Source organism: Blautia sp. MB18-30, from assembly GCF_023669475.1.
Classification (GTDB): Bacteria; Bacillota; Clostridia; order Lachnospirales; family Lachnospiraceae; genus Blautia_A; species Blautia_A fusiformis.
The window spans coordinates 1-4,723 of record NZ_JAMOYY010000069.1; the positions used below are offsets into that span (position 1 = coordinate 1).

General features: G+C 43.7%; 4 protein-coding genes. All 4 read right to left on the reverse strand.

Annotated features, from left to right (window positions below; genetic code table 11):
• Positions 1-798: DUF4179 domain-containing protein (locus tag NCY57_RS16305; RefSeq protein ID WP_250789851.1), on the reverse strand; the 798-nt coding region annotated here is incomplete at its 3' end.
• Positions 771-1,325 (reverse strand): RNA polymerase sigma factor, encoded by a 555-nt coding sequence (locus tag NCY57_RS16310; RefSeq protein WP_118392949.1) that lies wholly within the window; start codon positions 1,323-1,325, stop codon positions 771-773. The genes NCY57_RS16310 and NCY57_RS16305, both read right to left, overlap by 28 nt.
• 298 nt (positions 1,326-1,623) lie before the next feature.
• The gene (locus NCY57_RS16315; protein WP_250789852.1) at positions 1,624-1,824 is read right to left on the reverse strand and encodes an Ig-like domain-containing protein; all 201 of its coding nucleotides are present in this window, start codon (positions 1,822-1,824) and stop codon (positions 1,624-1,626) included.
• Positions 1,825-1,997: 173 nt separating this feature from the next.
• Positions 1,998-4,643: an ABC transporter permease gene (locus tag NCY57_RS16320; RefSeq protein ID WP_250789853.1), complete on the reverse strand. Its 2,646-nt coding sequence runs from the start codon at positions 4,641-4,643 to the stop codon at positions 1,998-2,000.
• Between the last annotated feature and the right edge of the window lie 80 nt (positions 4,644-4,723).

Consider the following 4,723-nt stretch of genomic DNA (forward strand, 5'->3'; position numbering starts at 1 on the left):
ATAATAATCTTCATATTCTTTATTATCCAAATTTCCATAAATTGTACTTGCCAAATCGTTTAAGCTCATTTTTGAAATCGTCAGATTTTGATTTGGAGATATCTTTATTTTTTTATTCACATTTACATTTATGGTATTCTTCTCCAGTTCTTCCCAATTTGATGAAAATTCAAAAATATAGTCATCCGTATCTTCTGTATCTGCAGTATCCATTTCTGTTGGATCAAATAACCATACTTTCATTTTTATATCTGCTGTATTATCTTTAATAGTTGTATCTTCCAACCTATAATGACAAACCTGACCATCTGTTCCGTTCTCCTTTTTCTCCAGAGCATATGTTCCATCTAACTGTGCCGCTTTTCCATTTATCTCCACTTCTGTTAGTAGAATAGTCTCTTTTTCTTTTGAATCATTTATATTATCAGATATTGCCACCCATAAATTCTCCTTATCAGCAGCAATTTCATCTAATGTAATAGAAATTCCATTTTTAGTAATCGTTTTTCCAACACTATCTATATATGATTCTACATTTTCATTAATCCCCAATGCAGTTTGAATCCACGAAGTAATCTGTTCCCAGGCCGCCTTTATCTCATGCGGATGTCCCAAGCCTCCTATCAATAATGCTATTACAACTCCTGCTGCTGCAATCTTTGCTAATTTTAATTTCAAATTAACATTTCGCTTTTCCCATGGTAAGGAAGCTTCGTAAACAAATTTTTCATCTATTTCTCCCATCAGATCCAAAAAATTGTTTTCTTTTTTCATATGATTTCTTTCACCTCTTCCCATAATTTGTTTCTGCTTCGAAAAAGACTAGATTTAATTTTAGTCTCAGAGCATCCATGTCTTTTTGCAATGTCTTTAATATTATCCATATACCAATATCGCCTGACAAAAATATCCCTGTCCCCTGCTTTTAAATCACTTAAAAATTTTTCTAAAATATTCAAAATTTCCTTTTTCTTTATATCCTCTTCCACATAATCCTTTATTGTATTTTCTAGTTTTTCCACTTCACCACAAATATCCATCATATGTGTATCTGCTCTTTTTGAAGCATTTTTCTTTCTGAAATTGTCCAATGCCAAATTTCTGGTTATTTTTCCAAGAAATGCAGATAACTTTGTTGGCGTTTTGGGTGGAATCTTATTCCACGTTATCAGCCACGTATCATTTACGCATTCTTCTGAATCTTCTGTGTTATATAAAATATTCCATGCAATCTTAAAACAAAATTTTTCGTACTTTACTTCTACCTGGCGAATTGCATCTTCTGATCTTTCTAAAAATAAATTTATAATATGTGTATCTTCCATATCACATTTCTCCCCTGTATATTAGTGTTTTTATGCAGATAGGTTATTTGCAGTGTGCCATATTAATGTTGTCTATTATATATAACGTATTTTTTTCTGTTTGGTTGCACTTTTTTTATAAATTTTTTTGTTACCATAATTCCATTATCACTATAATATATTATCTAATCATTCTTCTCTCTTGGTCAACTATTAATATCGTAATCTACTTCTGCAAATAAAACTACATGCAAAAAATGAAAAAAGGAGCTGCCATTCCATGTGTATTCATGAAAGGCAGCTCCTGCTTAAATCATTTTTATTTAACAACTACTTTTACTTTTTTACGGATCTTTCCAGATTTCACTGTGATATAGGCTGTTCCCTTTTTCTTTCCGGTGATCACACCACTGGAATTTACCGTTGCGATCTTCTTATTTGAAGAACTGTAGGTAACCTTCTCCTGGGAAGTGATCGGGCTGATGACTGGTTTCAGCGTAAGTTTTTTTATTCCTTGCAACAGTCACGCTTGATTTCAGTCCGGTGATCTTTGTTGTTCTTACCGTTGTTTTCTGCACAGTAACGGAAATGACCTGTTTCTTGCCGCTGGCCAGTGTAATGGTCACTTTGATTATTATTTGAATTCCAGCCCTCAGCCTTTTCATTGACAGAGGGCTAATTTTGGCTTAACAATTATTGAGCATCCCTTAACTGATCTACAATGCTGCATTTCGCTGCGTTATCATACATCATGCAAGGAATCAGCCACCCAAGCAGAAGAAATACCGGAATTGTCAGCAGGACAGGCAGAACGGTGAACCGATACTCAAAGAACCAGAACATACTGCCCAGCATTTTCCCCGCAAGAGGTCCCACCGCCAGTGAAAGCACAAAGGCCACCGATACGGAAGACATTGCGTAAAACAACCCCTCGTAGATCAGCATGGTTTTGAGCTGTCGGGGCGTCATTCCTACAGCCTGAAGCACAGCAAATTCCCGGCGGCGGGAAAGAATACCGGTCATCATGGCGTTGAAGAAATTTAAGAGTCCCATCAGCCCAATGATAGCACAGAGGATACCACCGATCAGAAGGAACATCTGCCGGAACTGAGCAAACTCAGAGCGAACCGTGGCTTTGCTTTCATACATCAAGGGCGAAAACTCACCGGACGTGAGCTTTGACAGATATTGCTCTGCTTCGGCCTCGTCCGCTTCGTCCGCTGTGTCGAACAGGTAGAGCATCGGAACGACTGCACCACCGCTGTCCCTCTGTGCGGTGTCCACAGGCAAAACTGCGTTATATCCAATACCACCATAACGATAACCCATGGAGTTCGGAAGTTCTACCAAGGCGCAGACCGTGTACTCTACATCTCTGGCCCCATACAATTTTGCCTGAAGGTACTCCTCCGGTGTGTCTTCGTTGCACAGTTCCCCGGTGCGGCTGTCGATATATTTCACATCATCCGCATAGGTAGCCGTGATCGTGTCTCCCACCTTGGGGTAGTATTCAGGATTGGGCAGATTGCCGTAATCATCCAAAGAAACCGCAATGGCAATGGCGTTATTGTCCGGCTCCAGCATAGGAGAAATATCTCCGTCGAACACTTGCAGCTTGTCAAACAGACTGTTATCCAGAGCCTCGATTCTGGTATCTCCCATCACCATATTGCCCCGGTGCTCCATGCGGCTCATATGGCTGTCCAACTGCTCGGCGCTTTCGTACCTTGCATAGTCTTGCCGCAGAGCATCCTCCGTCATCCACAGGTATGCGGTTTTTAGCACAGCATATCCCGTGCCGGAAAGACTGGCCTTTGTGTTTGCTGCGATCTCCTCGATCTGTTCTGGCGTGATGAATTCATCTGCCGGGTTGAAACGGAAATAGTCGGGAGTGCTGACGATAAAATCGGCGCAGGTCATGGAGGATACATACTTCTCCATGCTGAAGCCTCCCACAAAGGCACACAGCGCATTGAACAGTGTCACCGACAGTGCCAGAGACACCACCACCAGCACCGTCTTTTTCTTGTTTCGTCCCAGATTGGCAAAGGCCATCTGATGGAGCTTGGCTCCCCGAGTGCTGCGCTGTTTTTTCTTAGTCTGTATCGCATCCGTATATTTGGTAGCCTCTACCGGAGAGACCTTGGCTGCCATTTTTCCGGGCTTGGAGCAGGACAAAAGCACCGTCAACAGAGCAAACAGCATGGAACCAAGGAAGATCACAGGAGAGGTGCTGATGGTGGTGATGCCCGCATCCAACTGGGTGGAGCGCAAGACAACAGGTACCAGAACAGCGCCGATGCCGTAGCCCAGCAACAGTCCTGCCGGAATGCCGATCAGACAAAGTAGAAGTGCCTGCTGGCGAATGATACGTTTGAGCTGTCGGGGCGTTGTGCCAATGGTTTTCAAAAGTCCGTAAAACCGGATATCCCCCGCAACAGAGATCTGAAAAATGTTATAGATGATAAGATACCCCGTGAAAATCACCAGCAGCAAAAAAGCTGCTATGGCGATCATCAGCTCTGGATCGAGCTGTGACTCCAGCTGGGATGAGGTATATCCCCAGTTGACGCCGATCCGGACGCTGTTGGGATCGGTATAGCTGTCCCATGTGTAGCCAAGATCGGTATCCACCTGCTCCATCTGCCCTTGAATATTTGTGCTGGAGGCCAGCATGACATTCAAATCGGTGCGGAAAGGCTGTAACCCTGTTTTCACTGCCTGCGCTTCGATGTCATCTGCGTAATCACGGCTGATGTTGATGTAGTGAACAGGCATTAGTTCATCATATTCCCAATAGCCCACCAGCGTAAAGGTATCTGTTACAGTAAAGGCGGTTTGATCCTTGTCCGTGATGGAATAGGAAACCGTGACCTCGGCGCCCAGCTCCGGCGTTATGCCAAGCAGCTGCAACGCTGCCGTATCCATGGCTACTTCTTTGCCGCTTTCGGGCATCCGCCCGGTAGTAGGGGTGGCATAGCTCCATTTGGTGCAGTTGGCATCCATGTAGCTGATCTCTGCAGGCGTTTTGGAAAAGACACCATCCACAGTGATGCCGATCACCTTCCGTGCCCCCGCAGCCTTCACCTTTGGATGAGCAGCGATACGTTCCGCCTGCTCGGGGGAAACATCTTTAAAGGTACCGTGTGCATAGCCACCTACCTGCCGAAACTGGTAGGTTTCATAACTGGCGTTCAACGACAAGACAATGGTGAACATGGACGTAAATAGCATCGTTGTCAGCGCAATGGCAAAAATGGCGATCAGATTGCGGCGGCGGTTCGCATAAAGGGATTTTAAGCTGAGCTTTCGAATACATTTTCTGTTTTTGACATTCATCGTAGCCACCTCCCGTTAGTTCTGGGAGACGATCCGACCATCTTCGATACGGATAATGCGGTCTGCCATCTGCGCAATTT

Coding starts and splice junctions, on each gene's coding strand:
- NCY57_RS16320 (WP_250789853.1), bottom strand. CDS start 4,643: ATGAATGTCAAAAACAGAAAATGTATTCGAAAGCTCAGCTTAAAATCC.
- NCY57_RS16310 (WP_118392949.1), bottom strand. CDS start 1,325: ATGGAAGATACACATATTATAAATTTATTTTTAGAAAGATCAGAAGAT.